Genomic DNA, 24,809 nt, shown 5'->3' with positions numbered 1-24,809 from the left:
GTGGTAATACGCAGATTGGTAGGTAATTGATCTGAAGATTTTACAAATGGTGGGCGAAATGATTGAAGAACTTGATAGTTTCGATAGAAAGATCCTTGACGTTCTGGCCGTCGAGGGACGGGTGAGCGTGACCGAACTGTCGCGCCGAATCGGATTGTCGAAATCACCCACCCAAGCCCGTCTTAAGCGGCTAGAGGATAGCGGGATCATCCGCGGTTACCGCGCCTTGTTTGATCCGATCCGTCTGGGGCGCGATCATGTGGCCTTTGTCGAGGTGAAGCTGAGCGACACGCGCGAAACCGCGCTGGCCGCGTTCAATGCAGCCGCGATGCGCGTGTCAGAGGTAGAACAATGCCATCTGATCGCGGGTGATTTCGACTATCTGTTGAAAGTGCGCACCTCTGGCATGATGGGATACCGCGCTGTTCTGGCCGAGAAAATTTCGACCCTGCCGCATGTTGCGAACACGTCCACCTATGTCGCGATGCAAGCCGTCAAAGAAGAAGGACTTTCACCGCTTGCCCCCCGCGACATGTCCGCATAGGAATAGCACCGTGCCCGCGTGGTGGAATGGTAGACACATGAGACTTAAAATCTCCCGGCTGTATGGCCGTGCCGGTTCGAGTCCGGCCGCGGGCACCACAATCTCGCAAAAATATCGGGGTTATTGACCCAGTTTTGCGTGGACCTCATCGAGATCGATATCGCCGATGGGCATTTTGTTGGCGGGATTTTCAAAATCGTATTTGAAGATGCGGAAGTCTTTTTTGTACATCTCGTAGACAAGATGCATCGACAGATCGTCGAAGTAGTCTTCGACGGGGTGGGCGCGTTTGGGGCCGTGGCCTTCGCTTTCGTTAAAGCGCGGAATCGTTGCCAGATCGACCCTGTGCGGTGTTTCGATCCCGTCGAGCACGGATTGCATGCCTTCGTTGAACTTTTCGGTCCAGAAAATATTATCGTAGCGGCCGCCGTTCACAATATAGGTCGAAATATGGCCTGACATGGCCGACCAGTGAATGTCCGGATCCATCGGGCGGCGCCAGCGGATGGTGTCGCGGGCAAACAGCAAAAAGCGGCGAAAGCTTTTGATTTGGTCGAATTCAAAACCGCTATCGGGGCTGCCGACCTCGATCCCGTATTTTTGCGTCAGCAGCGGCACAAGGTTGCCGCGATAGTATTTGCCGTTACGCTGGATGCCGCAGATTTTGTCAAAAAACGATGACAGGATACGGGTGTAGGGATTGCGCACGCAAGTGAACGCATAGCTTTGGTGCTGGGCCACATTTTTGGTGATCAGCTCTTTGCTTTCATCGATGGCCCATTTGTGCAGCCCTGATTGCGCGTCGTGAATATCGCCGTCAAAAAACTGCCCGTGATCGGAATAATACATGATTTGCCCGATGGTCGAGCAGGCGCATTTGGGCACAACGCGGTAGACAACGCTTTCGCTGGTGGTCATCCATGTTCCGGGAAAACTCGCCAATTGTGGTCTCCTTTGCGTAACGCGGCCGTCGTTTTCCCTTTAAGAGCAAAGAAACAAGGTTTATTCAATGACTGATCACGGTTAAGCGCCGAAATTTACGTTGTTCGCAGGGGGCCCCCAACGCATATGGCAAGAATCGCCTTTATCCTTCTTTGCCACAAAAACCCCGATGCGATTGTGCAGCAGGCGCAGCAGCTGACGGCGGCCGGTGATTATATCGCGATCCATTTTGATGCATCGGCCAGCGCGCAGGATTTCGCGACAATTCAATCCGCATTGGCGGAAAATCCCAATGTGGCGTTTGCCAAACGGCGCATCAAATGCGGTTGGGGTGAGTGGAGCCTTGTGCAAGCAACGCTATACGCGGTTGAGGCTGCGGTTGATGCATTCCCGCGGGCCAGCCATTTTTACATGGTGTCCGGCGACTGCATGCCGATCAAATCGGCTACCTATGCGCATGATTTTCTGGATCGCCATGATTGCGATTTTATTGAAAGCTATGACTTCTTTGACAGTGACTGGATCAAGACGGGCTTTCGCGAAGAACGGCTGATTTACCGGCATTATTTCAACGAGCGCACGCAAAAATGGCGCTTTTATGCATCGCTGGCATTGCAGCAAAAGCTGCGGATCACGCGCGACACGCCCAAAGGCGTGCAAATGATGATTGGCAGCCAGTGGTGGTGTCTGCGCAGGCAAACGGTCGAAGCGTTGCTGGACTTCATTCGCGCGCGCAAGGATGTGATGCGATTTTTCCGCACCACCTGGATCCCCGACGAGACATTTTTCCAGACCCTTATCCGCCATCTGGTGCCGGGTAAAGAAATTGAAAACCGCACGCTGACGTTTTTGATGTTTACCGATTACGGCATGCCGGTGACGTTCTATAATGATCATTATGATCTATTGTTGGGGCAAAGCGGGTTGTTCGCCCGCAAAATCAGCGCCGAGGCCCATACATTGCGTTCGGATCTGGGGGCGCTTTATGCCAGCGACCGCACCGATTTTGTGATCACCGACGAAGGGCGGCGGCTGTTTCAATTCCTGACAGGGCGCGGGCGGATCGGCCGCCGGTTTGCGCCGCGTTTTTGGGAACGCGAAACCACGCTCGGGCGCAACCGTGAACTGCTGATAGTGGCCTGCAAGAAATGGCATGTCGCAAAACGGCTTGTCGCGGGCATTCGCGCGCATACAGATATACCGGCCGTAGAATATTTGTTTAACGAAGATGCAACGCCGCTGCCGGATTTGGGTGGCATCGAGACAACAGTGCAAAAACGCGGACGTCACAGGCGTGCATTCTTGCGGATGCTTTTCGATCACAATCAAAGCGACCGGCTCGTGATCTGTCTTGATACGGCCGATATCGACCTGATGCGCGACTTTTTTGCGGATCGGGCCGTGGTGCGCCTGCTGGAAATCGCTTGCGAATTTGATGATGACTATCTGGCCGGCCATGCCAAACGGGTCGGATTGGCTGGCGCGCAAAGCAGTGATGCGACCGTGGCACGGCTGCTGCCGACAATTCGCAGCGATATCTTGCATGAACGCGATAGCATCCGCGACGCGGGCTTTATCGGTGCTGCGCAGATCAGCGAAACTGCTTCTGACGAATCCAATGCCGCGGCAATCGCCCGGTTCTTGCAGGTCGATATGGATACCGCGCGCACGCTTGCACAAACCCCCCATCTTTTTGTTGATTGAGGCCAGTCATGGAATACAATTACGACGACCAGAATATTTTCGCCAAAATCCTGCGCGGCGAAATCCCGAACAAGACAGCATTTGAAAACGATCACGCGCTGGCGTTTCACGATATCAACCCGCAGGCCCCCGTGCATGTGCTGGTGATCCCCAAAGGCCCTTATATGAGCCTTGACCATTTTGCGCGCGATGCATCGGCTGATGAGCAGGTGGGTTTTTTTGCTGCCGTTGCCGCCGTGTGCGAAAAATTCGATCTGGGCCAAGGGTTTCGCGGCATTTCAAACACCCGCACACACGGCGTCCAAGAGGTGCCGCATTACCACATGCATATCCTTGGTGGTCGCCCGCTCGGGCGGATGCTGGACGCCTAGCTTATTTCGCCGCTGTCAGCGATAGGAACACATCTTCAAGATCGGCCTGTTCGGTCTTGACGTCCCTGATCCCGATGCCTGCATTGCGCAGGATATTCAGGACAGCATCCGCAGGGGTGCTGGTGCTTTGATAGGTGAACGCCAGCGTGCCATTGTCGCGGATCGTGCCGGTAATCGTGGCGGGTAATTCCGGCAGTTGCGCAGGCCCGTCGGGTGTAATCACCAGCGTTTTGCTATCCAGATGCCCCAGAAGGTTGGCCGTGCTGTCGCGCACCACAACTTCACCGTGGTTGATGATCGCGATCTCGTCGCACATAGCCTCGGCCTCCTCGAGGTAATGCGTGGTCAGGATCACGGTCATGCCCTCATCATTGAGTTTGCGCACGTTCTGCCAAAGCATATTGCGCAACGTGATATCGACGCCCGCAGTCGGTTCATCCAGCACCAGAATTTGTGGCGCATGCACCAGCGCCTTGCCCAGCAAAAGCCGCCGTCGCATACCCCCCGACAATGATCGCGCATAGGCATCCGCCTTATCGGTCAGCCCGATCAGGTCCAGAATCTCGGCGGTGCGACGCTGCGCCTTTGGCACCCCGTAAAGCCCGGCTTGCACATCGAGCGACCCCGCAGGCGTAAAAAACGGGTCCAGATGCGGCTCTTGCGGCATGATCCCGATGGATGCGCGCGATTGGCGCGGGTTGGTATCCTGATCAAAACCCCAGATTTTGACACTGCCTGCAGATTTCACCACAAGCCCCGCTAAGATATTGATCAGTGTCGATTTTCCGGCCCCGTTTGGCCCCAGCAGCCCAAAGATGGACCCGCGCGGAATGTTCAGATCAATGCCTTTGAGCGCCTCTTTGGCGGGGCTGCGTCCGGTGGCCGCATAGGTTTTCCTAAGCCCTGCAATTTCTATCGCGTTGTCGGTCATGCTGGTCTTTCCCCTGCGTGCATCCTGCGGTATGTAACAGGTGATCTAAGGCCCATAGCGGCCCGCAGCAAGCAGACAGGTGACATGATGACCACGCCAGCCCCAGAAACCCGCATTGTTAACGACTGGCGCATTGCCTGTGATGGTGGCGACGGCGGCCTTGGCCACCCGCGCGTATGGCTGCAAATTCCGCATGAGGTCGGCTTTGTCGAATGCCCCTATTGCGATGCAAAAATCGTACATGCGGATTTTGAAGGCAAAGTCTAATTCGGCGGCTTTGCCTTTTTCTGCTTTCATTACCGCTCGTTTATATCCTTGCGGGAACATTTGGCGGGTTGATCCGCACAGGTGCGCCGCCACCTGAAACGGGCGGTGTGGAAATTGTGCTTTTTGCGGGACCGATTCACACCGATATCTTGATCCCCGCGACGCCACAGGTCCGCAACAGGTTGGGTTTTCTGGCCGGGGCGGGCATGCCAATCAATCACCCCGGTGTGGCGTGGATCAGCATTGGCTGGGGCGCGCGCGATTTTTACACCACCACCGGAGACTATGCCGACCTTAGTGTTCGCCCCGTTTGGCGCGCCGTGACTGGCGATGACGCTGTAATGCGCGTCGATCTGGCGGGGCCGTTGCATGCTGATCTGGACCTGCCGCGATTGCGGTTAAGCCCAGCGCAATTTGATGCATTGCTCGGCGGCATCACCGCCGGGTTTGCATCGGATCGACCCATCGCCCATCCAGGATTTAACGCGACTGATCGGTTCTACCCCGCAACGGGGCGGTTTCATCTGTTGCGGACTTGTAATGCGTGGGTGGGTGACTTGCTGCGCGGTGCTGGGGTACGGATTGGGATATGGACGCCATTCACATGGTCGCTTCAATAGGTCTGTCAAAGACTGCTGGCGAAGCCGGGCTGATCATGGCAAAACCGAACCTGAACTGAACCCAAGGAGCCACCCCATGACAACGCAATTCGGCAAAGGCTGCCACCTGCATTTGATCGACGGCTCGGCGTTCATTTTTCGCGCCTATCACGCGTTGCCGCCGCTGACGCGCAAATCCGACGGGTTGCCTGTGGGGGCCGTGTCGGGTTTTGTGAATATGCTGCAACGCTATGTGGAAACCAACACAGGGGCGGATGCCGCGACCCATGTTGCGGTGATTTTCGACAAGGGCAGCCATACGTTCCGAAACGATATGTATGACCAATACAAGGCCAACCGCGATGCGATGCCCGAAGACCTGCGCCCGCAGATGCCGCTGACCCGCGATGCCACACGCGCGTTCAACATTGCCTGCGAAGAAATCGAAGGGTTCGAGGCCGATGATATCATCGCAACCCTTGCCCATCAGGCGCGCGATGCGGGCGGGCGGGTGACAATCCTGTCGTCGGACAAGGATTTGATGCAACTGGTTGGCGGCGGCGTTGAAATGCTGGACCCGATGAAAAACAAACGCATCGACAGTGACGGTGTGGTTGAAAAATTCGGTGTCGGGCCGGAACGCGTTGTCGACGTGCAGGCGCTTGCGGGCGATTCCGTCGATAACGTACCCGGCGCGCCGGGGATCGGGATCAAGACTGCCGCGCTTTTGATCAATGAATACGGCGATCTGGAAACCCTGCTGGACCGCGCGGGTGAGATCAAACAACCCAAGCGCCGTCAAACCCTGATCGACCACCGCGCGCAAATTGAGCTGTCCAAACGGCTGGTGCAGCTCGATTGCGACATGGTGCTGCCCTTTGATCTGGATAGTCTTGAGGTCCGCACGCCGGACCCTGAAACCCTGCTTGGCTTTCTGGCAGAAATGGAATTTCGCACCGTCACCAAACGGATCGCCGATAAACTGGGCGCAGAGCCCCCCGCTGTTGCAGTTCCGACAGCCACGCCCGATGTCGCCGCACCCGAAGCCGTGCCGTTCGACGCCGACAGCTATGAATGCGTGTCGGATGCTGCGGCGCTTGGGGTCTGGATCGACCGGATTTATGCGCGCGGCTATGTCGCTGTCGACACCGAAACCACCGGCCTGAACGAAATGATCGCTGAACTGGTGGGCATCTCGCTTTGTGTGGAGCCGGGCCAAGCCTGCTATATCCCGCTGACGCACAAGGCCTCTGCCGCCGATGATCTTTTTGGGTCCGATGATGTGGCCGAAGGCCAGTTGGATTTCGACACATGTCTGGCCATGCTGGGGCCTGTGCTTGGGGATGAAACCATCCTCAAAATCGGCCAGAACATGAAATATGACGCCAAGATTTTCGCGCGTCTGGGGATCAACGTTGCCCCCATCGATGACACAATGCTGATGTCATATGCGATGAATGCAGGCGTGCATAACCACGGGATGGATGTGCTTTCGGACCGCTATCTGGGTCACACACCGATCCCGATCAAACCGCTGCTGGGCACCGGCAAATCCGCGATTACCTTTGACCGCGTGCCGATTGTAGATGCCGTGAAATACGCCGCAGAGGATGCGGATATCACCCTGCGGCTCTGGCAGCAGTTCAAGCCGCAATTACACGCCAAAAAGGTCACAACCGTCTATGAAACGCTAGAACGCCCGCTGGTGCCAGTGCTTGCGCAGATGGAAATGCACGGCGTGCAGGTGGACCGCGATACGCTGTCGCGCATGTCGAACGCTTTTGCCCAGAAAATGGCGGGGCTGGAACATGATATCTATGAAATGGTCGGCCATAAATTCAACGTCGGATCGCCCAAGCAGCTGGGCGAGATCATGTTCGACGAAATGGGGTTGGAAATGCCGGACGGCAAGGCCCCGTCAAAGGGCAAGACCGGCGCCTATTCGACCGGTGCAGATGTGCTCGAGGATCTGGCGACGATCCATGATCTGCCGCGCCGTATTCTGGACTGGCGGCAGCTGTCCAAGCTGAAATCGACCTATACCGATGCGCTGCAAGAACATATTAACCCTGACACGGGTCGCGTACATACGTCCTATTCTATTGCGGGGGCGAACACGGGGCGGCTTGCGTCTACTGACCCGAACCTGCAGAACATTCCTGTGCGTTCCGAGGACGGGCGGCGCATCCGCGAAGCCTTTGTTGCCGCACCAGGCAATGTGCTGGTCAGCCTAGACTATAGCCAGATCGAGCTGCGGATTCTGGCGCATGTGGCGGGGATTGATGCGCTCAAACAGGCGTTTAAAGACGGGATCGACATCCACGCAATGACCGCGTCGGAAATGTTTGATGTGCCTTTGGATAAAATGACGCCCGATGTACGGCGTCAGGCCAAGGCGATCAACTTTGGTGTGATCTACGGGATTTCCGGCTTTGGGCTTGCGCGCAACCTGCGTATCCCGCGTAGCGAAGCCCAAGGGTTCATCGACCGCTACTTTGAACGGTTCCCCGGTATTCGGACCTATATGGATAATACGGTCGCCTTTGCCAAAGAGCATGGGCATGTGCAAACGCTGTTTGGACGAAAAATCAACACGCCGGAGATCAACGCCAAAGGCCCACACGCAGGTTTCGCCAAACGCGCCGCGATCAACGCGCCGATCCAAGGGACCGCCGCCGACGTGATCCGCCGCGCGATGATCCGCATGCCTGATGCAATTGCGGGGCTGCCCGCCAAAATGCTGCTGCAAGTCCACGATGAATTGATATTCGAGGTCGACGCAGGCAGCGCAGACGCGCTGATCGCCACGGCACGCGACGTGATGGAAAACGCCAGCGATCCCGCGGTAAAGCTGGACGTGAAGCTGGCCGTGGACGCAGGGAAGGGCGCGAACTGGGCCGAGGCGCATTGATGTAGCGTTCACTGCTAGGTCCGCTCCGCGGACGAAGAAGACATTAGGCGCTTGAGTTTCAAGGTCTGGTTTTGGTGCTTCGCATTTCCGGCACCCTGCTTTTGTTCAGTTGGCTGCATGTCGGTTCAAAAATGTGCAGACGTCGCTCTGTGATGGTGAAACACCTGCAAAGAGCTCGACGTAGTGCTGAACCCTTGCCAATCGCTCGGCTGCGTTCTCTGTGACCTGCATCGAAAAATAACCGATCTGTGTATAGATAACCGTCAGGCCGCGAACCTCGGCTTGTTCTTGTGAAAAAGCATGCCGCTCAAACATTTGAGTCACCGCAGATATCCGCCGCCTATCAGCCTCTTGGATGCGCTGCTCGAGGTCGGTATCCACCCGCGCCCAGTTCCGAATCGCGAGATCAAAGGGCGCATCAAAAAGCGTGGGGTCAAGCCAGCAATCCATTAGATTGAAAAGAGCTTCGCAGATATTTGAAGCCTCCAAATTGCATTGCTGAATGAGGTGACCGGTATTCTTACTTTCCCAACGCTGGACCAATGCGCCGTGGAGTTCGGCAATGTCTTCGAAGAACCAATAAAACCCTGTACGAGACAAATTGAGCACTTTCGCCAAGGGCATGATTTTTACAGCATCGATGCCTTCTGCAATGAGCAGCTCATATGCAGCGTCAAGCCAAAGCTCTTTTGATCCGCGTTGGCGTGAGGTGGGTGACTTCATACCGTTTACAATATGAAAACTTGACACATATGTCAATTAAGTGACAGGATGCAAACACGACACATGTGTCAAGACAACTGCGAGATGGACAAGATGACTAAAGATCCTCTGCTTCAGCCATACCAATTGAAACATCTGACTTTGAAAAATCGGATTATGACCACAAGTCATGAACCAGCCTACCCAGAAGATGGGATGCCGAAAGAACGTTATCGCGCCTATCACGAAGAACGGGCGAAAGCGGGTGTCGCACTAACCATGACAGCGGGATCGGCGGCGGTGTCAAAGGACAGCCCTCCAGTTTTCAACAATATCTTAGCTTACAAAGACGAAGTTGTGCCGTGGATTCAAAACCTGACTGATGGGTGCCATGAGCACGGTTGTGCGGTCATGATTCAACTGACGCACCTTGGTCGACGGACTACGTGGAACAAGGGCAACTGGTTGCCTTCTGTTTCCTCATCTAAGCATCGCGAACCAGCACATCGCGCGTTTCCCAAGTTGATTGAAGATTGGGACATCGACCGGATAATTAACGACTTTGCCGACGCCGCCGAGCGCATGAAAGCCGGCGGTATGGATGGGATCGAGCTACAAGTTTACGGGCACCTGCTTGACCAATTCTGGTCGCCGCTTACGAATGACCTCGTCGGACCATATGGCGCCGATACGCTTGAAAACCGGATGCGGTTCCCTCTTGATGTGCTTGGTGCAATTCGCAAACGCGTCGGTGCAGAGTTTATCGTTGGTTTCCGTTACACAGCCGATGAAGCGCAAAAGGGCGGGATAACTGCGGAAGATGGTCTGGAGATTTCCAAGAAACTTGCTGCGACGGGTCAACTTGACTTTCTGAATGTTGTGCGGGGGCGTATCCATACCGACCCCGCAATGACCGACCTCATTCCTGTTCAGGGCATGGCAAACGCACCACATCTTGATTTCGCGGGTCAGGTTAAGAAACTCACCGGAATGCCAACATTCCACGCCGCCAAAATTCCTGATGTTGCTACTGCCCGTCATGCTATTGATGCGGGCTTGCTCGACATGGTTGGTATGACCCGGGCCCACATGGCGGACCCGCATGTTGTTCAAAAAATCATTGAAGGTCGCGAAGAAGACATTCGACCTTGTGTAGGTGCGACCTATTGCCTTGATCGAATCTATCAAGCTGGTGATGCACTTTGCATTCATAATGCTGCAACAGGCCGTGAACTGACAATGCCACACACAATCCCGGTGGCTGAAACCAAGCGCAAAGTTGTCGTTATCGGCGCAGGCCCCGCCGGACTTGAAGCCGCGCGTGTTGCTGCCGAACGTGGCCACGATGTAGTTGTGTTTGAGGCGCAACCAGACCCTGGCGGCCAAGTGCGCCTGACTGCCCAAAGCCCACGTCGCCGCGAGATGATTTCAATCATCGATTGGCGGATGTCCCAATGTGCTGCGCGCGATGTTGTCTTCCATTTTAATACATGGGCCGAAGCGGAAGATGTCACCGCGCTAAACCCTGATGTGGTGATTGTGGCGACAGGCGGCATGCCAAACATAGAGTTGTTTGAAAGCAGGAAAGAAGCGTCAAATGTCGTCACGTCTTGGGATATTATCGCGGGCGATGTGAAGCCTGCACAGAACGTGCTGATCTATGACGAAAGTGGTGACCATCCCGCATTGCAAGCTGCAGAAATTGCAGCAGTGGCTGGCTCTGCGGTCGAGATAATGACCCCCGATCGCACATTTTCGCCCGACATCATGGCGATGAACCTTGTGCCTTATATGCGGTCGCTACAAGACAAAGACGTGACTTTCACAGTGACCCGCAGATTGTTGGGCGTTGAGCGCACGGGCAACAAACTGACCGCGACCATTGGCACCGATTACAGCGAACACACAAGCACAAAAGAATACGATCAGGTCGTCGTAAATTACGGAACATTGCCTCTGGACGAATTGTATTTCGATCTCAAACCGCTTAGCTCAAACAGAGGTGCAGTCAACTACGACGCTCTAATCGCAGGGACCCCTCAAATGCTCATGCAGAACGAAGTTGGAACGTTCCAACTCTTCCGCATCGGTGACGCCGTATCAGCCCGCAATACACACGCCGCGATCTACGATGCGCTTAGACTCGTGAAGGACTTGTAGAAGATTACTTCCGGTTCGAATATCGAAACCGGACGTTCGCCGCGTCACAGAAATTCGGTACTATGGGCTCAAAGCTGCCGTTCGCTGCGTTTGCAAAGCCATCGCTCCCGGTACGTCACCATACCGGGAGCGATTTTGCTTAGTTGACGGATTTCGCGTCCACAAGATTGGCATCTTTTTTACCAGCCGCCGAGATCGCGATCCGGCGCGGCTTCAGCGCCTCTGGCACTTCGCGGGTCAGGTCGATGTGCAGCATGCCGTTTTCATGGCTGGCCCCCGTCACGCGGACGTGGTCGGCAAGGTGAAACCGGCGTTCAAACGCGCGGGTTGCGATACCACGGTGCAGGTATTTGCGCTGCGTTTCATCATCGGCCTTGCGCGCGGTGATATGCAACGACCGGTCCTTGACCTCGATCGCGAGGTCGTCTTCGCCAAAACCGGCAACGGCGATCGAAATGCGCCAGCCGTCATCTGCGACCTTTTCGATATTGTAAGGGGGATAGCTGTTCTGGCCGACATCGCTGGCGATGGCGCGATCCATAAGATCGGCGATTTGGTCGAAACCAACGGTGGCACGGTACAGGGGGGTAAGATCAAAATTACGCATAGGTGGTCATCCTTTATCAAGCGATAACAAGTGTGAAGCCTTCCCGTTCGGGACAGGCCGTTTTGTCCAAAGCCCTGAATTGGCGCCTTGGTCAACTTGATGTGGGGATGCGGATTTGGGGTTTCAAGACCCTAGTCGACAGAGATGAACTTTGCGCCTGTGTCATTTTGTTCACCAATGGAAATCAACCGGCTTGTGCCTCCGGGCAGTGCGGGGCCCATGGTTGCAAAATGCGCCAGCAGCGTTGAAAGCGGCCCGTCAAGCGAGGTGCCAAGCGAGATTTTTTCCCCATCCATCCGCGCCATTGCAGACACAACAGATGCGATCCGCGTTTCCCCGTCGCGCATGGTAAACACAGGTGCGCCGCTGGATCCGAAATCGACATCACAGGTCATTACGATCACACCTGTTTGCCGCCCCAGGACGCTGCAAACCTCTTGCAGGCTAGGCACATCTTCGCGGCCCCGCCCATAAGAAACCACCCCGATTTCATCGCCGGTCAATGGCCGCGTTGCAATCTGGTAGGGGCGGATGTTGCTGTTCTGGATCGGGCGATCCAGTTCAAGCACGGCAATATCGACCGCAACTTCGGCCGGAATAAAGGCGCTGCCGTTTGGATCATAGTCGGGATGCGCAATTGCACGTCTGATTGCCCGCGTGGCAGCGGCGCGCCCGTCACGCAAGCCCGCCCGAAATTCAAACCTGTCGCTGTCGATCAGCGTGCCATCATCTTCGTAAAGGCAATGCGCAGCCGTCAAAATCAGGCTTTCACGGATCAGCGATGCCGTGCAAAACCCTTTGCCCGCGATATCGAGCCTGCCGACAGCTTCCCAGCCCTGACTGTCCTGGCGGGTGAGCAAGCTGACAAGCCCGGTTTCGTCAGCTTGGGCCGATTGCCCGGCCAACATCAGCCCGCACGCAATGATCAATAAATGCCGCATGTCGCCCCTATCGTTTGGCACAGCTTCTTGCACAGTTACGGCAGCAATATGGCATTAGCGCAGGATTGGCACCTTCATTTTCGTATTTGGACCCGCAATCAGCGCGGGCGGCTTTGGCCCGCCTGTGGCCCAGTCCAGCAATTCGACGGTGTGCACAATCGGGACATCCGTCGCGCTGCCGATCTGCATCATACAGCCGATATTGCCTGCGGCGATGATATCGGGGGTCAATGCCTCTAGCGTATCCACCTTGCGCGACTTCAACTGCGCCGAGATTTCGGGCTGCATCAGGTTGTATGTCCCCGCCGATCCGCAGCACAGATGACTGTCGGCGGGTTCAAGTACGGTAAATCCTGCGTTTTTCAACAGGGTCTTAGGGTGGGTCTTGATCTGCTGGCCATGTTGCAATGAGCAGGCCGCGTGATAGGCGACCTTGGTGCCTTTGTCAGCGCCTTTGGGCAGGTCGAGTTTCATCAAGACCTCGGATACATCCATCGCGATCGCACTGACCCGCGCTGCATCGGTCGCCAGCGGATCATTGCGGAACATATGCCCGTAATCCTTGACCGTGGTGCCGCAGCCAGAGGTATTGATCACAATCGCATCAAGCCCTTGATCCATCTCGCTCACCCAAGCGCGGATGTTCTTGGCTGCCGCTGCGTGGCTTTCATCTTCCTTGCCCATGTGATGGGTGAGCGCGCCGCAACAGCCCGCGCCTTCGGCCACGACAACTTCAGCCCCGAAACGGGTCAGCAGTCGGATTGTGGCATCGTTGACGTCGGTATTTAACGCCTTTTGCGCGCAGCCGGTCATCAGTGCGATGCGCATCTTTTTGCCCTGCGCTGGGAATGTTTGCGGATCGTCATTGCGGCTGACAGGAGGGATCACCTTTGGCGCCATTGCGATCATTGCGCGCAGGCGTGGATCGGGCAGGAATCGCGCAAAGGGCCGCGCGATTCTGGCACCCAGCAGTGCCACCCGAAACCGCGTCGGATAGGGCAGCACGCGGGCAAGCACCCACCGCAATGCGCGATCCGACCACGGGCGGTCATAGTTTTCTTCGATATAGGCGCGCGCGTGATCGACCAGATGCATGTAATGCACGCCCGATGGGCAGGTCGTCATGCAGGCAAGACACGACAGGCATCGGTCAATATGTTTGACCGTTTTGGCATCCGGCTTGCGGTTATTTTCCAGCATATCCTTGATCAGGTAGATCCGCCCGCGCGGGCTGTCGAGCTCATCTCCAAGCACTTGGTAAGTCGGGCAGGTCGCCGTGCAAAACCCGCAATGGACACAGGCGCGCAGGATTTCATTGGCACGCGCCGTGCCCGGATCGCTAAGCTGTTCTGGTGTGAATGTGGTTTGCACTTAGAAGGCTCCCAAAGATGTCGTGATAACAAAGGCCGCAAATAGAACCGCGATAAGGATAATGAGATAAAACGGGCGTTTACCATTCCGTAACCGCCACCAACGAATGGCTTGTGCGACCGTCGCTGCCAGCGCGGCACCGAGCGCCCCATATAGTGGGATCACTTCGATTCCGTGAAACCAGTCATCCGGCCCGCTTGCCGGCGCAATTGGAAATGTCGCGCCAGCGGCCAATACCCAAAAAATCCCGAATATAGCAAGCATTGTCAGGAACGGCTTGCCTGCCGATGTCGCGGCCAGAATGAGAAAGGTCACAATAGGCGGAACAGCGATAAAGACGATAATCCCCATTATCCCATCAACCCTGTGTTCAAAATATTACGTGGGTCGAATTTCGCGCGCAGTGCGGCACTGATTGCGGCAACGGGTGCGGGTTCGGGGTGAAACACGGGCGCGGCAGTGCCGCGGATCAATGTGGCGTGCCCTTTGACTTCACCTATGCGCGCGCGCATATCGCCGCCATCGGTCAGCGCCCAGATCAAACCGCCGCCCCAATCATATTGCACCGCCTTTGCACCAAGTTTTGCGACCAGCCCCGCTGCATCCGAAGGTTTCACCGAGATGCGCCAAATATCACCGGGTTGACCGGCAAAAGCATGTACATCGCGCACCCGATCCCAACTTTCTAACAGCCCGTCGGCATCACCGATTTTTACAGTAACTTCGCCATAAGGTTTAAGCAGGTCACGCAGGCGGTCAGCGCGGTATTGGACCGACGCATCAAAACCTTCGATGCGGATCATCGTGACCGGATCGCCGTCCATGTTTTGCGGGAAATGCGCGGCACCTGTGACCTCGAACGGTGATCCAAGTGCCGCTGACATCGCCACCACCGCCTGCGCGTCATCTAGCCCGTGGATCAACACACAGCCGGTTTGCGCCACATTTGGCAGCACCTTCAATGATACCTCGGTCAGCACGCCAAGCGTGCCGTAAGCCCCCGCCATCAGTTTTACCAGATCATAACCGGTGACGTTTTTCATCACGCGGCCACCGTTCTTGACGATATTGCCGGCCCCATCGACAAAGCGCACGCCCAGCAGAAAATCGCGGCAAGCACCCACAGAAATACGGCGCGGGCCGGATATATTAGCGGCCACCACACCGCCGATCGTGGGTTCGCCTGACGTACCCAAAAGCGCGCGGTGGTCCATCGGTTCAAACGCGAGCCGCTGGTTTTCAGCGGCCAAGGCGGTGTTGATTTCCGACAATGGCGTGCCCGCCTTTGCGACAATCGTCATGGCACCGGGTTCATAAAGCGTAATGCCCGACATGGCGCGCATATCAACTGTATCACCCGCAACATGGGCATAGCTACGCGTGCCGCCGCCCCGAATGCTGAGCGGATCACGGGCATCTTTGATCAGATCGCTAAGGTCTTGTTCGGTCTGTGGTGTCATCTTAGCGGCCTCCGGCCATGCGGCGATTTTCAGAGGCATCAAGCGGAAAAACCTTGGCCGCGTTCAGTAACCATTTGGGGTCGAACACATCCTTGACGGCCATCTGCGCCTCGAGATCGGCAGGATCATATTGCACATGCATCAGGTCGCGCTTTTCAATGCCCACGCCATGTTCGCCGGTCAGGCATCCGCCAACCTCGACACAGAGCTTCAGGATATCCGCGCCGAAGGCCTCGCAGAGCTCCAGATCGCCCGGTTTATTCGCGTCAAACAGGATCAGCGGGTGCATATTGCCGTCGCCAGCATGAAACACGTTGCCAACGCCCAGCCCGTATTCTTTGGACATCTCGCCAATGCGGCGCAGCACATAGGGCAGTTGTGACACGGGGATCGTCCCATCAAGGCACATGTAATCGTTGATCTGCCCCATCGCGCCAAAGGCGGATTTGCGGCCCAGCCAAATACGCGCCGCCTCATCCGCTGATTTGGCTTCGCGCAATTCAACGGGGTTATGTTTGGCAGCAATTTCCATGATCAGGGCCAGTTGTGCGTCGATTTCGGCGTCGGATCCTTCGACCTCGACAATCAGCAGCGCCTCGCACATCGGGTAACCCGCCTTGGCAAAGGCTTCGGTGGCTTCGATACACGGGCGGTCCATGAATTCGATCGCGACGGGTAGTACGCCAGCCTTGATAATGTCGGTCACAACCTGCCCTGCGACCTCGTTGCTGTCATAGCCCATGAGAACGGGGCGCGCGCCTTCGGGTTTAGGCAGGATGCGCAGGGTGGCTTCGGTGACGACGCCAAGCTGCCCTTCGGAGCCGCAAATGACCCCAAGCAGATCCAACCCGCCCGCATCCATATGCGCACCCCCGATTTCAACAACACTGCCATCCATCATCACCATAGTGACGCCAAGCAGGTTGTTCGTGGTCACCCCGTATTTCAGGCAATGCGCGCCGCCGGAATTCATTGCGATATTGCCGGCGATGGCACAGGCCAGCTGGCTGGAAGGATCGGGGGCGTAGAAAAACCCGTCGGCCTCGACCGCGCCCGTCACCGACAGGTTGGTCCGGCCTGTTTGCACGGTGATATAGCGATCAGGATAGTTGGTTTCGATCACAGCGTTCATCTTGGCCACGCCAAGGATCACGCAATCAGCCGTCGGCAAAGCCCCACCCGCAAGCGAGGTACCTGACCCGCGCGGTACCACAGGCACGCCCATATCGTGGCAAATTTTCATGACCGCCGCGACTTCGGCGGTATTCGCAGGCAGTACTGCGCAAAGCGGCGGGCAGCGATAGGCGGTCAGTGCGTCGCATTCATAGGCGCGGGTTTCGGCAATATCGGAAATCACCGCATTTGCGGGCAAAACCCCTTGTAATCGGCTGACAATTTGGTCCTTGCGGGACAGGACGCTGGCATCGGGGGCTGGCATTTGCATGGGCGATCTCCGTATTTGGTAAAAATATATTACCAATTTTTCCATATAGCAAGTCATTAGCGGGTTGGCTAAACAGGGTGCATGGAACTCATTGAACATCTTGGGCTTTTGACCCTTTGGGATTGGTGCGCTGCGGCGTTTATCATGCTGGCTTGGCTGGTTATCGGCACATTGATTGAACGACCAGGTAGCAAACGCCCATCGGTCACGGTGCTGATGTCGGCGCATCGGCGTGAATGGATGAAAGTCTTCGTGACCCGCTCGCCACGTATTTTCGACAGCCAAATTCTGGCCAGTCTGCGGCAAAGCACATCGTTCTTTGCATCCACCTGCCTTCTTGCAATGGGGGGTGTGCTGGCGCTGATCGGGAACACGGACCCGTTGCGCGGTGTGGCGCTCGAGGTCACAGATGTGCCGCTGCCCGTGGTGGTCTGGCAGTTGAAACTTGGGCTGGTTGTATTGTTTCTGGCCAATGCATTTTTGAAATTTGTCTGGGCCAACCGCGTGTTCGGCTATTGCGCGGTTGTAATGTCAGCGGTGCCAAATGACCCCGAAGACCCTGCCGCCTATCCGCGCGCCGCGCAAGCGGCCGAGCTGAATATCCGCGCCGCCGTGAATTTTAACCGCGGGCTACGGGCGATGTATTTCGCGCTGGCGGCACTAGCATGGCTGTTGGGCGCGTTTGCGCTGATCGGCGCGACGCTGACGGCACTGGCGATTGTCTGGTCACGCGAATTTGCATCGGTGCCGCGCAGTATTCTGCTAAACGAGGGTCCATGAGACTTGCCCTGATCCCGTTTTTTGTGGCCACAACCGCGCTGGCCGACCCCGCCCAAGTCACCGACGTGACGGTTTCAGGTGACCGCGTGTCGGTCACGATTTTGCATGCCGATACGGGTTGGGACCATTACGCAGACGGATGGGAAGTGCTTGATGCGGATGGCAATCGGCTTGGTTTTCGCGAACTCGCGCATCCGCATGTCAATGAACAACCGTTCACGCGGTCGCAAAGCGGGGTCATGATCCCCGAAGGCGCGACATCGGTATTCATCCGCACCCGCTGTAGTGTCGATGGCTGGGACGCCACGCTGTTCGAAGTCGCGTTAAGCGACTAACGCCGCCCCTCGCGCAGCCATGCGCCGATACTCAGCATTGCGGCTAACAATAGCCACGCCCAAGCAGGCAGGATCGGCGTGATCCGGATATCGGCCGTTTGATAGGCGTCGCGGGGTGTGATCCCGATCCAGCCGCGCCCTTGCGCGGGGCGTCCTGCGCGCACTGCGCGGATACTGAAATCACCGTCCGACACAGCAAGCATGCCACCGCCCGTTGCGGCAATCACAGGTGCAAGCGTGTCACCCGTTGCAATCGTTTGTTCAAACTCGCGCGGTGCAGCAGGCCCAAGCGCGATTACAGAGTTTTCAACCCCGTCGGTCAGCCGGTAAAGCCCGATTTCAGGGCCGGTCCACAGTGTTTCAAACCGCCCCGGTGACACCTGTTCAAGGGACAGGACGGTCTCGGTGCCATCGGGGTGGGTGACTGTCACATCGCCCACGCTCTCGCCCAATGTGCGGCGGATGATCCGCATGGTCTGGCCGCTGGGTTCCGCCCAAAGCGATTCTTCTTCAAGCTCGGGTTCTTTCATCATCCAATGCGCCAAACGGCGCAGCAATTCGAGCTGCGGCCCGCCGCCTTCGAACCCGCGATCCCATAGCCAACTATGATCCGAGGCGATCAGCGACACGCGGCCTTCGCCAATGCGGTTCAGCACCAAAAGCGGGCGGTCATCCAGCCCCGACATCACGGTCGTGGCCTCTTGCGGGACCAGCACATCAACCAGCCGGAACCAACGCCCCCAACCGGGGCCGTCGCCCGCAGGATTGGGTGCAAATTCTTCCAGACCTTCGGTCACGGGGTGGCGCTCACCGATCTCGGTGATTTGCGGGGTGAAGCCTTCCTCAAATACCCGCGCAGTGGGTGCGCCCGGCAGAATTTGCCCAAGCGGCGAGCGGTAGATGCTTTCAGCGCTGCCATATTCCGGCCCCGACGACACCAGCACCGCGCCGCCTTTTTCCACGTATTCGCGGATATTGTTGAAATAATCCCCCGGCAGGATCCCGCGGCGGCGGTAGCGGTCAAAGATGATCAGATCAAAGTCATTGATCTTTTCCAGAAACAATTCGCGCGTCGGAAAGGCGATCAGCGACAGTTCATTGACCGGCACGCCGTCTTGCTTTTCGGGTGGGCGCAGGATGGTGAAATGCACCAGATCAACGGTCTGGTCGGATTTCAGCAGGTTGCGCCAGGTCCGTTCGCCTGCGTGCGGTTCACCCGACACCAAAAGCACGCGCAGTCGGTCGCGCACGCCGTTGATCTGCACGACTGCGGCGTTATTGCGCGCGGTCAGCTCGCCTTCGGCCTCGGGGATGGAAAACTGCACGACGTTCATACCACCGTGGGGCAGCTCGAACGGGATTTCAATGTCTTGGCCAATCGGGATTGGCAGGCTTACCGCGGGTTCGCCATCGACCGCGATGGACAACTCGACCGCTTGGGTCGCGGGCGCTGCGCCCTGATCATCAACGCGCAGGGTCAGCGTGACCTGTTCACCCAATATCGCAAAGGCGGGTGCGTGTGACACAACCAGCCGGCGGTCCCAGTCATCGGGCTGGCCAGTCAGCAACAGATGCATCGGCGCGGGCAGGCGCGGCGCGCGTTCAATGTCGTGCAAACGCCCGTCACTAATCAAGATAACGCCCGCAACACGGCCTTGGGGTTCTTCGGATAGGGCTTGGGTCGTGGCGGTCATCAATGCGGTGCCGCTGTTATCTTCGCCATCCGTGACGCGCACGATGCGCAGTTCGGTGTTGTCCAGCCGTGCGATCTGCGCGCTGATATTGGCAAGCGCGGCCGCGTTTTGCGCGGGCCTGTCGGCGATCCTTTGGCTTGCGCTTTCGTCGACCACAGCCAGCACAATGTCGGACAGGGCGGCGCGGTCTTCTTGCTGGATCGACGGCCCTGCAATCGCGCCAAGCAGCAAAACCGCCGCGGCGCAGCGCAGCCACCGACCGGGCAGACGCCGCCATAGCGCAAACGCAATCCCAAATGCGACGATGCAGGCAAATCCGATCAGCGCCGGAACGGGAAGTAAAGGATCAAAAATCAATGTCTGTGTCATTGGCCCAACCGGTCAAGCAGATCCGGCACATGGACCTGATCAGATTTATAGTTTCCGGTCAGCACATGCATGATCACATTGATCCCGAAACGAAATGCGATCTCGCGCTGGCGTTCGCCGGACTGGCCGCGCCCCACAGGCAGCATCGGCGCGCCATTTGCCGTAACCGCCCATGCGGCGGCCCAATTGTTGCCGCCGATTATGACAGGGGTGACGCCATCGTTAAGATTGCGAAACGGCATGCCTTCGGCCTGAACTGCCCCGATCGGTGCGGCCTCGACCCAGACATCGCGGCTGGCGTAGCGGCCGGGGAAATCTTGTAGCAGATAGAACGTGCGGGTCAGCACGTGATCGGATGGCACAGGTTCAAGCGCCGGAATGTCCAAAGACCGCGCAATCGCCTGCAATTTGCGCCCCTCGGGCGAACCGGACCCGAAACGCGCGGTATCGGCGTCGCGGGTATCAAACATGATCATCCCGCCCGACCGCAAATACCGGTTCAACTTGGCATAGGCGGCCTGCGAAGGCAGTGGCTGGTCGGCGGTTATGGGCCAGTAAAGAAACGGAAAAAACGCAAGTTCGTCGGTTTCAAGGTTCACGGCCAAAGGCGCGGATGGCTCAATCGAGGTGCGCCGGTACAGCGCTTGCGACAGGCCCAAAAGCCCTGCGCTGGCGGTTTCATCGACGCTGGCATTGCCGGTGATCACATGGCCCAACACCACGTCCGATGTGGCGCGCAGCGCAAAGGCATCATCGGCCTGTGCATCGGGTGCGGCCAAAAGCATCAGCGCAAGCAATGCCGCCACATCCGCGCGCGGCCCGCGCAAACGCCCGCCCACGGCCAGCGACGCGATCACGTCGATCATCAACAATAGCGTGGCCGCTGCCAGCAACCAGCCCTTGAGCGCGGTTTCGCGGAGCGCTGTCATGCCTTCAACCGCGATACGTGCGGGCCAGCTTGCGGGTGCAAGCACGCTATCCGCGCTGATCACATTCACCGCCAATTGCCTGTCAGCGCCCGCATAAAGGCCCGGTTGCAATTCCGGCCCGGGGGATGCGGTTGCGATCAGCTCTCCGGCGACGCCGGGCAAAGTGCGCGCATCATCGAGCTGGCCGTAAGCATCGAGAACCTGATGCGGCAACCATGTTGTGCCTGTCAGCTCTGCCGCGTCGGGCATGGCCGGGCGGGTTGAAACCGCCAAACGCTCCAGCATCTGCACAAAAAGCCCTGACAGCGGCAAGGTTGACCACTGTGCGTTTGCGGTGACGTGGAACAAGACGATTTGCCCATCGCCCATGCGGTTGCGCGTGACCAGCGGCGTGCCATCCGCCAATTGCGCGATGACCCGCGCGGCAAGCGTAGGGTCGGGCTGCGCCATGACTTGGCTGGTGACGGTCACATCATCGGGGACGGGCAGGCCAAAGAACGGGCTGTCAGCGTCAAAAGGGGCCAGCGATTTGGGCGCACCCCAGCTCATCGCGCCGCCGACAGTGCGGCCACCGGACCGCAGGCGCACTGGCAAAAGCGGGTCTTGCGTGATGCGCCCCAGATCGCTCGCGGCAAGACGTGGACCCGCAAAACGCAGTAGCATCCCGCCATTTGTGACCCATTCTTGCAGGCTTTCGGTTTCTGGCGCGCTCAGCGTGGCAACATCGGCCAGAATGATCACATCGGGGTTGGCCAGCAAGATATCGGCCAAAGTGCCGTCAATCAGATCGGCGGTCGGCTCAAGCGCCTCTTGCAGGTAATAAAGCGGCGAAAGCAGTTCCAGCCCTTCGCGCGCATCACCCTGCGCGATCAGTGCGACCTCGCGCCGCTTAAGCGCGTCATCAGTCAGGCTGACGGCGCCTGCCGAACGCAGCCCGTCAATCGAAAACCGCGTGATCCGGTTGCGCAACTCGGGTGGCAAGACCATCGCCGTCTGCGCCTCTGCCGCGCCTGCGGCAAAGCTGATCGGCACGGCGGCTAGCGCGCGTTCAACCCCCGCAGGGTCGCGGCCAGTGGCGGTGATTTGCGCCTCAAATGCTGTGCCCGAGGGCGTACGGGTGGCGGATAGGATCACTTGCCCGTCTTCAAATTTGGCGGGGCGCAGCCCAAAGGTTTGCTGCGGTGTTTGGAACACGGTAACCGCGCCGCGCGTTTCGAATTGTGCCAGCAGCGCATCGCGCCCCGCGTAGTCAATCCCGTCCGACAGCCAATAGGTTTCAAATGCGCCGGATTGATCCGCAAAATAGTCTGCGGGGGCAGTCGGTTGCCACGGGCGCGGCGCAAGGTTGGGCAGGCGGTTCTGCCAGTCGTTCGGCGCAGCAAAGGGCAGATCACCCGTCGGCAAATCCGACAGGACCACTACCGCGACACGGCGGTCGGCCACGGCGGCTTCGGACAAAAGCGTATCAACGCGGGTCATTTGCTGCGACCAGCGTGCAGCCCCCGCCCACGTGCCATCCACGGCGATCAGCAGATCACCATGCCCGTCGCGCGCGGCTTGCGGGTTTAGCACGGGTCCGGCAAAGCCGATAATCAGCGCCGCCATTGCCAGCAATCGCAGTAACAAAAGCCACCAAGGTGTGCGGTCGGATTGGCTGTCTTTATCGGTCAGCCCCAGCAGCAGCGCGACACCTGGAAATTTTCGGCGGATCGGCGCAGGCGGCACGGCGCGCAATAGCACCCAAAGCACGGGCAGTGCCGCAAGCGCGACCAAGAGCCAAGGGGCGGTAAATCCGATCGGGCCAAGCGCCATCATGTGCGCCGCTCCAACGCGCTATAAAGCCAAAGCAGTGCAGCAATCGCGGGTTTTCCGGTATGATGTGTGCTGAACTGCCAGCCCGTTGTGCGTGCCAGTTGCATCAGCCTGTCCTTGCGCGCGGCGAGCCGGTCAAGGTAGCGCGCTTTCAGATCGCCTGCCTTCATCGTTTCATGTTCCAGCGCGCCGGTCATGGATGTGAATACGGTGCGCCCGTCAAAGGGAAATTCTTCTTCCTGCGGGTCAAGGATTTGCAACAACGCACCGCGCACACCGCGATCAGCGGCACGCAGTAGCGCGTCTTCGACCGGTGCAATATCGCCTAGAAAATCGCTGATGAACAGGGCGCGTGAATGCGGCAGCATGCCTTGGACCTCGGGCGCGCCGTAATCGACATCGGCCTGTTCAGACAGGATATGCGCCATCTGCGTGATCTGCGCGTCACCGCGGCGCGGCGGCAGGCGCAGCCCCGTTAGCCCGACCCGTTCGCCACCACGGTTCAACAAGATCGCCGTGGCAAGCCCGAGAACACGCGCGCGTGCGCCTTTGCTGGGCAGATCGCCGGATTGAAATTGCATCGACGCCGCCTGATCAACCCAAAGCAGGATCGACTGCGCGATTTGCCATTCCTTGTCTTGCACAAAATTTGCATCCGACCGTGCTGATCTGCGCCAATCAATGCTGCGCGCCGCATCTGTGGGTTGCGCCGGACGGTACTGCCAGAACGTATCGCCCGTGCCTGCACGCCTGCGCCCGTGATCACCAAGCAAGACCGTAGTCGCAAGGTGTTCTGCCTCGGCCAATAGTGCCGGTAGCGGGGCAGAGAGGCTATGTGCCTCGGCGCGCAGGGAAAGCGGGGCGGTCATGCGGCGGCTGTAACCTTGGTAATTTCGGCTGCCACGCGGTTGATAATATCAGCAATGTCTTCGCCCCGCGCACGGGCCGCAAATGACAGCGCCATCCGGTGTTCCAGCACAGGCACGGCCATCGCGCGCACGTCTTCGGCTGATGGGGCCAGACGCCCGTCAAGCAACGCCTGCGCGCGCACGGTCAGCATCAACGCCTGCGCTGCCCGCGGGCCTGGACCCCAGCTGACGTTTTGGCGGATCACATCGGGCGCATTCGCGTCAGGGCGGCAGGCGCGCACCAGATCAAGGATCATTTCAACGATATTGTCGCCAACGGGCATCCGGCGCAGCAGGGTCTGCGCATCCAGCAATTGGGCGGCGGTGAACACGGGTGTCGCTTCGGCCTCGGCCACACCGGTCGTTGCGATCAGGATGTCGCGCTCGGTGGCGCGGTCGGGGTAGGGGACATCAATCTGGACCAGAAACCGGTCAAGCTGGGCCTCGGGCAGCGGGTAAGTGCCTTCCTGTTCAATCGGGTTTTGCGTGGCCAGCACATGAAACGGCGCACCAAGCGGACGGTGTTCACCGGCAATCGATACTTCTTTTTCCTGCATCGCTTGCAAAAGCGCTGATTGGGTGCGCGGGGAGGCGCGGTTGATCTCGTCCGCCATCAGAAGCTGGCAAAAAACCGGCCCTTGGATAAACCGAAAGTTGCGGGTGCCATCGGCTGATGTTTCCAAGACTTCGGACCCCAGAATATCGGCGGGCATCAGGTCGGGCGTAAACTGGATCCGGTTGCCATTCAGCCCCATCACGGTCGACAGCGTGTCAACCAGCATGGTCTTGCCAAGCCCCGGCAAGCCGATCAACACCGCGTGTCCGCCACAAATCAAGGCGGTCAGCGTCAGGTCAACCACCCGCGTCTGGCCGATAAAGCGGGCCGAAATACTGTGGCGGGCCTCTTGCAGCTTAGCGCCCAGATTTTCGATTTGGACAACAAGATCGGCGTGATCACCCATGACTTTCCTCCGGTAATTCGTTATCTGCTATTCGAACAGATAATCGCATAAACCCCAATGGCAAAA

22 protein-coding genes and 1 tRNA gene are annotated in these 24,809 nt (G+C 57.9%); 10 read left to right on the top strand and 13 right to left on the bottom strand.

The annotated features are described in order from the left end of the window. The first annotated feature begins 58 nt into the window (after positions 1 to 58). Complete coding sequence (locus tag BM320_RS10645) at positions 59 to 544, top strand: Lrp/AsnC family transcriptional regulator (RefSeq protein ID WP_090200578.1); 486 nt, start codon at positions 59 to 61, stop codon at positions 542 to 544. A gap of 12 nt (positions 545 to 556) precedes the next feature. Then, positions 557 to 642, top strand: a tRNA-Leu gene (locus tag BM320_RS10640). A 22-nt stretch (positions 643 to 664) separates the two neighbouring features. On the opposite strand, the gene BM320_RS10635 is transcribed toward BM320_RS10640, so the two are convergent. Continuing rightward, positions 665 to 1,462 carry a sulfotransferase family protein gene (locus BM320_RS10635; RefSeq protein WP_090199753.1) on the bottom strand — a complete coding sequence of 266 codons (798 nt, stop codon included), beginning with the start codon at positions 1,460 to 1,462 and terminating at the stop codon, positions 665 to 667. Positions 1,463 to 1,612: 150 nt separating this feature from the next. Here BM320_RS10635 and BM320_RS10630 point away from each other — a divergent pair, with 150 nt between their 5' ends. Together BM320_RS10630 and BM320_RS10625 are read left to right on the top strand one after the other, a co-directional pair. Then, positions 1,613 to 3,190, top strand: a complete 1,578-nt coding sequence (locus BM320_RS10630) for a DUF5928 domain-containing protein (protein ID WP_090199751.1) — start codon at positions 1,613 to 1,615, stop codon at positions 3,188 to 3,190. A gap of 8 nt (positions 3,191 to 3,198) precedes the next feature. Next, the gene (locus BM320_RS10625) at positions 3,199 to 3,561 is read left to right on the top strand and encodes an HIT domain-containing protein (protein ID WP_090199749.1); all 363 of its coding nucleotides are present in this window, start codon (positions 3,199 to 3,201) and stop codon (positions 3,559 to 3,561) included. Position 3,562: 1 nt separating this feature from the next. Here BM320_RS10625 and BM320_RS10620 read toward each other — a convergent pair whose 3' ends face one another. Next, on the bottom strand, positions 3,563 to 4,492 hold the full coding sequence (locus BM320_RS10620; protein WP_090199746.1) for an ABC transporter ATP-binding protein: 930 nt from the start codon (positions 4,490 to 4,492) through the stop codon (positions 3,563 to 3,565). 87 nt (positions 4,493 to 4,579) lie between these two features. On the opposite strand from BM320_RS10620, the gene BM320_RS10615 reads away from it, so the two are divergent. From BM320_RS10615 to polA, 3 genes are all read left to right on the top strand, one after another. Next, positions 4,580 to 4,759 carry a zinc-finger domain-containing protein gene (locus tag BM320_RS10615; protein ID WP_090200576.1) on the top strand — a complete coding sequence of 60 codons (180 nt, stop codon included), beginning with the start codon at positions 4,580 to 4,582 and terminating at the stop codon, positions 4,757 to 4,759. Positions 4,760 to 4,827: 68 nt separating this feature from the next. After that, on the top strand, positions 4,828 to 5,379 hold the full coding sequence (locus BM320_RS10610) for a TIGR02117 family protein (protein WP_165615030.1): 552 nt from the start codon (positions 4,828 to 4,830) through the stop codon (positions 5,377 to 5,379). A gap of 76 nt (positions 5,380 to 5,455) precedes the next feature. Further along, positions 5,456 to 8,269, top strand: a complete 2,814-nt coding sequence (gene polA / locus BM320_RS10605) for a DNA polymerase I (RefSeq protein WP_090199742.1) — start codon at positions 5,456 to 5,458, stop codon at positions 8,267 to 8,269. A 105-nt stretch (positions 8,270 to 8,374) separates the two neighbouring features. On the opposite strand, the gene BM320_RS10600 is transcribed toward polA, so the two are convergent. Then, a complete protein-coding gene (locus tag BM320_RS10600) occupies positions 8,375 to 8,992 on the bottom strand; it encodes a TetR/AcrR family transcriptional regulator (RefSeq protein WP_090199740.1) in 618 nt (205 codons plus the stop codon). 93 nt (positions 8,993 to 9,085) lie between these two features. Between BM320_RS10600 and BM320_RS10595 the strand changes: the two genes are divergently transcribed. Further along, the gene (locus BM320_RS10595) at positions 9,086 to 11,131 is read left to right on the top strand and encodes an NADH:flavin oxidoreductase (RefSeq protein ID WP_090200575.1); all 2,046 of its coding nucleotides are present in this window, start codon (positions 9,086 to 9,088) and stop codon (positions 11,129 to 11,131) included. 139 nt (positions 11,132 to 11,270) lie between these two features. Here the strand turns inward: BM320_RS10595 and BM320_RS10590 are convergent, their stop codons facing one another. The 6 genes from BM320_RS10590 to BM320_RS10565 form a co-directional block, all read right to left on the bottom strand. After that, positions 11,271 to 11,738, bottom strand: coding sequence for an Hsp20 family protein (locus tag BM320_RS10590; protein WP_090199738.1), 468 nt, complete (start codon positions 11,736 to 11,738; stop codon positions 11,271 to 11,273). Positions 11,739 to 11,869: 131 nt separating this feature from the next. Further along, the gene (locus BM320_RS10585) at positions 11,870 to 12,679 is read right to left on the bottom strand and encodes a trypsin-like serine peptidase (protein ID WP_090199736.1); all 810 of its coding nucleotides are present in this window, start codon (positions 12,677 to 12,679) and stop codon (positions 11,870 to 11,872) included. A gap of 54 nt (positions 12,680 to 12,733) precedes the next feature. Continuing rightward, positions 12,734 to 14,050 (bottom strand): glycolate oxidase subunit GlcF, encoded by a 1,317-nt coding sequence (gene glcF / locus BM320_RS10580; protein WP_090199734.1) that lies wholly within the window; start codon positions 14,048 to 14,050, stop codon positions 12,734 to 12,736. Then, positions 14,051 to 14,401 carry a hypothetical protein gene (locus BM320_RS10575; protein ID WP_090199731.1) on the bottom strand — a complete coding sequence of 117 codons (351 nt, stop codon included), beginning with the start codon at positions 14,399 to 14,401 and terminating at the stop codon, positions 14,051 to 14,053. After that, positions 14,401 to 15,510 (bottom strand): FAD-binding protein, encoded by a 1,110-nt coding sequence (locus BM320_RS10570; RefSeq protein WP_090199728.1) that lies wholly within the window; start codon positions 15,508 to 15,510, stop codon positions 14,401 to 14,403. The genes BM320_RS10575 and BM320_RS10570 overlap by 1 nt, the downstream gene beginning before the upstream one ends. Position 15,511: 1 nt before the next feature. After that, positions 15,512 to 16,954 carry an FAD-linked oxidase C-terminal domain-containing protein gene (locus tag BM320_RS10565; protein ID WP_090199726.1) on the bottom strand — a complete coding sequence of 481 codons (1,443 nt, stop codon included), beginning with the start codon at positions 16,952 to 16,954 and terminating at the stop codon, positions 15,512 to 15,514. An 81-nt stretch (positions 16,955 to 17,035) separates the two neighbouring features. Here BM320_RS10565 and BM320_RS10560 point away from each other — a divergent pair, with 81 nt between their 5' ends. Then, positions 17,036 to 17,734, top strand: a complete 699-nt coding sequence (locus BM320_RS10560; RefSeq protein ID WP_090199724.1) for a DUF599 domain-containing protein — start codon at positions 17,036 to 17,038, stop codon at positions 17,732 to 17,734. Further along, the gene (locus BM320_RS10555) at positions 17,731 to 18,069 is read left to right on the top strand and encodes a hypothetical protein (RefSeq protein WP_090199722.1); all 339 of its coding nucleotides are present in this window, start codon (positions 17,731 to 17,733) and stop codon (positions 18,067 to 18,069) included. The genes BM320_RS10560 and BM320_RS10555 overlap by 4 nt, the downstream gene beginning before the upstream one ends. Here BM320_RS10555 and BM320_RS10550 read toward each other — a convergent pair. Genes BM320_RS10550 through BM320_RS10535 form a run of 4 tightly spaced genes read right to left on the bottom strand, consistent with a single transcriptional unit; the run spans position 18,066 to position 24,743 of the window. Further along, entirely contained in the window at positions 18,066 to 20,132 is a 2,067-nt protein-coding gene (locus BM320_RS10550; RefSeq protein WP_090199720.1) for a hypothetical protein, read from the bottom strand. The two genes, BM320_RS10555 and BM320_RS10550, sit on opposite strands and share 4 nt — an antisense overlap. After that, positions 20,129 to 22,876, bottom strand: coding sequence for a DUF4159 domain-containing protein (locus tag BM320_RS10545; protein ID WP_090199717.1), 2,748 nt, complete (start codon positions 22,874 to 22,876; stop codon positions 20,129 to 20,131). Before BM320_RS10545 ends, BM320_RS10550 begins: the two co-directional genes overlap by 4 nt. Next, positions 22,873 to 23,742, bottom strand: coding sequence for a DUF58 domain-containing protein (locus tag BM320_RS10540; RefSeq protein ID WP_090199715.1), 870 nt, complete (start codon positions 23,740 to 23,742; stop codon positions 22,873 to 22,875). Before BM320_RS10540 ends, BM320_RS10545 begins: the two co-directional genes overlap by 4 nt. After that, the gene (locus tag BM320_RS10535; protein WP_090199712.1) at positions 23,739 to 24,743 is read right to left on the bottom strand and encodes an AAA family ATPase; all 1,005 of its coding nucleotides are present in this window, start codon (positions 24,741 to 24,743) and stop codon (positions 23,739 to 23,741) included. The genes BM320_RS10540 and BM320_RS10535 overlap by 4 nt, the downstream gene beginning before the upstream one ends. Between the last annotated feature and the right edge of the window lie 66 nt (positions 24,744 to 24,809).

Origin of the sequence: Yoonia tamlensis, assembly GCF_900115105.1 — a bacterium.
Lineage (GTDB): Bacteria > Pseudomonadota > Alphaproteobacteria > Rhodobacterales > Rhodobacteraceae > Yoonia > Yoonia tamlensis.
The sequence above is the reverse complement of the archived record's forward strand: the minus strand, read 5'-3'. Positions and strand labels throughout refer to the sequence as shown.